At 67.3% G+C, this 3779-nt stretch carries 3 protein-coding genes; 1 reads left to right on the forward strand and 2 read right to left on the reverse strand.

Annotated elements, in window-relative coordinates; all coding sequences use genetic code 11:
- The coding region (hrpB, locus tag A3722_RS05145; RefSeq protein WP_067915969.1) for an ATP-dependent helicase HrpB at positions 1–2309 on the reverse strand (2309 nt) is incomplete at its 3' end.
- A gap of 80 nt (positions 2310–2389) precedes the next feature.
- Between hrpB and meaB the strand changes: the two genes are divergently transcribed.
- Positions 2390–3364, forward strand: a complete 975-nt coding sequence (gene meaB / locus A3722_RS05150) for a methylmalonyl Co-A mutase-associated GTPase MeaB (RefSeq protein ID WP_067623132.1) — start codon at positions 2390–2392, stop codon at positions 3362–3364.
- Here meaB and A3722_RS05155 read toward each other — a convergent pair.
- On the reverse strand, positions 3361–3779 hold a 419-nt coding region (locus A3722_RS05155), incomplete at its 5' end, for a PACE efflux transporter (RefSeq protein ID WP_067915967.1). The genes meaB and A3722_RS05155 overlap by 4 nt on opposite strands.

Here is a 3779-nt window from a genome sequence, read left to right on the forward strand (position 1 = left end):
GCCCAAAATCCGGGGATGTCCATCGTGACCTGCACCGGGCGCTGAGCGGGGGAGAGCAGGGTGACCTGCAATGGCTGCCCGCCCACCGTTGGATGGCGGGTAACGCCGAACATCTCTTGTAGGCGCAGGGCAATGCCGGGGGTCTCACCGCTGTAGTCAATGGCCACGCGCCGCCCCAATGGGGTTTCGAAATGCGCGGGCGCGGCGCGGTCCAACTCCTGCTGTTGCTCCCACGTCAGCCGCGTTTTGAGCGCCGAGGTAATGTCGAACCCTTTCCAGTCGCCAGTGCTGCGCACACCGGCCAGATGCGGCAGCAGCCAGTCGTCCAGCGTGTCCATCAGATGCGCTTCGCTGAAATCGGGGAAGGGCGCGGGCATCAACCGGGCGCGGGCCAGAAACAGCGCCGCCGCCTTGCCGGGGTTCAGCCCCAATTGCCGCACACCGTCAAGCATCGCGACCGCCACCGCATCCGCGGGCGCATCGGGCCATGTGCGGTCTTCGAGTACCAGCGCACCGAACACCTCTTGCCGCCGGGTCAGCACGCGCCCCTCGCGGCGCGACCAAATGCAGACTTCCTGCCAGTGGATTTGGTCGGCAAAGGTGCTGCGCAACTCAGCGTCCGAGATCAGCGCCGCCTGCCGGATACGCGCCTCACGCGGGTCGCCGTCAAGGTCGGTGGCCACCAGCAATCGCGTGCCTGCCATCGGGTCAGCCGCGGGCAGGATCGCGCCCTTGCCGCCCGACAGGACATAGCGCGGTGCCTCGCCCTTGCGGCGCAGCCCAACGCGGTCTGGATAGGCAAGGGCCGCCAGCACGCCCAGTCCGTCCGGTCCGTCGCCCTTTGTCATCCGGCCCAGCCGCTTGGCCTCGGCCTTGATCCGCGCCAGTGTCGGGGCATGGGGCGGGGTGGCGCTGCGCTTTCCGTCCAATGCATCCATCCTGAGCGACAGGTCCACCGGCGCGCCGCGCATCGGGTCACGCTCTGCCAAAAGTGCGGCCAGCAGCGGCGCACGCGGCCCGCCGCGCGCCACCATATGCGCCAGCCGCGGGTGCAGGGGAAGCTTTGCCAAGGCGCGGCCATGGTCGGTGATGCGGCCAGCGGCGTCGAGCGCGCCGAGCATCCGCAAAACCGCTTGCGCTTCGGCCAAACGGCCCGGATGGGGCGGGGTGACAAAGCTTAATTCTTCGGCCTGCGCGCCCCAAAGCGCCAGTTCCAGCGCGAAGCCGGTGAGGTCCCCCGCCTCAATCTCGGCTGGGGGGAAGGCGGCGAGCGCGCCCTCTTCGCCGCGTGTCCAGAGCTTGTAGGCCACACCCGCTTCGACCCGTCCGGCACGGCCCGCGCGTTGGGTGGCTTCGGCCCGGGTCACACGTTCGGTCACCAGCCGCGACATGCCAGAGGCCGGGTCGAACAGCGCGCGGCGCGAGCGGCCAGCGTCGACGACGGTGCGGATGCCTTCGATGGTCAGCGAGGTTTCAGCAATGGAGGTCGCCAGCACGACCTTCCGCCCCGACCGCACAGGCGCGATGGCGGCCTGCTGCGCTTTGAAATCCAGGGCACCGAAGAGCGGGGCCAAGGTGCAGTCGCTTGGCAGGGCGGAGCGCAGAAGCGCCTCGACCCGCCTGATTTCGCCTTCGCCAGGCAAGAAGACCAGCGCCGAGCCGGGGGCCTCCGCAAGCGCTTTCAGCGTCAGGTCGGCCACCGCATTCTCAAGCCGTTGCTTGCCCATCGGCTTGTCGAGCCAGCGCGGCACCACCTCAAAACTGCGGCCCTCGGAGGTGACGATGGGGGCTTCCATCAACTCTGCCACCGGGGCGGCATCAAGTGTGGCGGACATGGCGACGAGCAGCAGATCGTCCCGCAAGGCACCCGCGACCTCGAGGCAAAGCGCGAGGCCAAGATCGGCGTTGAGGGAGCGTTCGTGGAACTCGTCAAAGATCACCGCGCCGATGCCGGGCAGGTCGGGGTTGTCTTGTAACATGCGGGTCAAGATTCCCTCGGTGACGACTTCGATGCGGGTGTTCTTCGATACCGCCGAAGCGCCGCGCACGCGAAAACCGACCGTCTGGCCGGTCTCTTCGCCAAGGCTTTCGGCCATGCGCGCGGCCGCGGCGCGGGCCGCAAGGCGGCGCGGTTCCAGCATCAGGATGCGGCCTTGGGTCAGGCGAGCGTCGAGCATCGCCAGCGGCACCCGCGTCGTCTTGCCCGCACCGGGGGGCGCTTGCAGCACCACGCGACCCGTGTCGCGCAGGGCGGCGATCACGTCAGGCAGAACGGCGTCGATGGGCAGGGCGAAATCAGCGTTGGACATGGCGCGGTTATCGGGCAAAGCCGGCGCCGGGCCAAGGGTGGGGATGGACAATTCCGCGCCGCCCCCGCAAAAGTTGGCGCATGAATATCGACGATATGGCCAAGGGCATCATAGCAGGCGAGCGCCGCGCATTGGCGCGGGCGATCACGCTGGTGGAATCAGGCCGTGCGGACCATCGCGCGGCGGCGGCGGAGTTGTTGGCAAAACTGCCGACTGACCGACAGGCGCTGCGCATCGGACTGTCAGGCACGCCGGGAGTGGGCAAATCCACCTTCATCGAAAGCTTTGGCATGATGCTGACGGGGCAGGGCAAGCGCGTGGCGGTGCTGGCGGTGGACCCCAGTTCGGCGCGCACTGGCGGCTCGATCCTGGGCGACAAGACGCGGATGGACCGGCTGAGCCGTGAACCGCTGGCTTTCATCCGGCCGTCGCCCAGCCAGACCCATCTTGGCGGTGTCGCCCGCCGCTCGCGTGAGGCGGTGCGGCTCTGCGAGGCGGCGGGTTTTGACGTGGTGCTGATTGAGACTGTGGGCGTCGGCCAGTCCGAGACGGTGGTGGCCGAGATGGCGGATGCTTTCGTACTGTTGCTGGCCCCGGCGGGCGGCGACGAGTTGCAGGGCGTGAAACGCGGCATCATGGAGATTGCCGATCTGATCGTGATCAACAAGGCAGATGGTGATCTGAAGTCCACCGCCGCGCGCACCCGGGCCGACTACGCCGGTGCCCTGCGCCTGCTGCGTAAACGCCCGCAAGACCCAGAAGGCTTTCCGCGCGCCACGGCGGTTTCGGCGTTGGAGGAAAACGGGCTGGACGAGACTTGGGCCGCGCTGCAGGAGTTAATCGAATGGCGGCGCGCAAATGGCTTTTGGGACCGAACCCGCGCCGCACAGGCGCGCTATTGGTTCGAGCAGGATGTGAAGCACCGGCTTTTGGCGCAGTTGGAGACACCACAGGCGAAGGACGATCTGGCACGGCTCAGTGACGCCGTGGCCGAGGGCGCGCGCGATCCGGCAGAGGCGGCGGCTGAGTTCGTCCGCCGCCTGCGGGCCGATTAGGACGGGCGGGCAGGCTCTGGCACCGGGAAGATCACGTCGTAGACCCAGTTAAAGACGAAGGCGTAGATCAGGTAGAACAGCGCAAAGCTCACGTCGATCAGGAAGGCCTCCATCAGCGAGATGCTCAGGTACCACGCGATAAAGGGCATCAGCACAAAGAGCAGGCCAATCTCGAAGGTTACGGCGTGAAGTACCCGGATCGGCACCGTCTTGCGGACCGTGCCGCGCAGGCGGCGCAGGGCGTGGTCGAACCCGAGGTTGTAAAGGTAGTTCCATCCCGTCGCGATGCTGGCGCTGACGATGGTGACGACGCCAATCTCATGCAGTGGCTTGTCAAACAGCCAAACGCCCATGGGCGTGACGATCAACAGGGCGAGAACTTCAAAGCTGATGGCGTGGCGGATGCGGTCTGCGG

It is taken from the genome of Sulfitobacter sp. HI0027 (genome assembly GCF_001634775.1).
Classification (GTDB): Bacteria; Pseudomonadota; Alphaproteobacteria; order Rhodobacterales; family Rhodobacteraceae; genus Sulfitobacter.

Coding starts and splice junctions, on each gene's coding strand:
- meaB (WP_067623132.1), top strand. CDS start 2,390: ATGAATATCGACGATATGGCCAAGGGCATCATAGCAGGCGAGCGCCGC.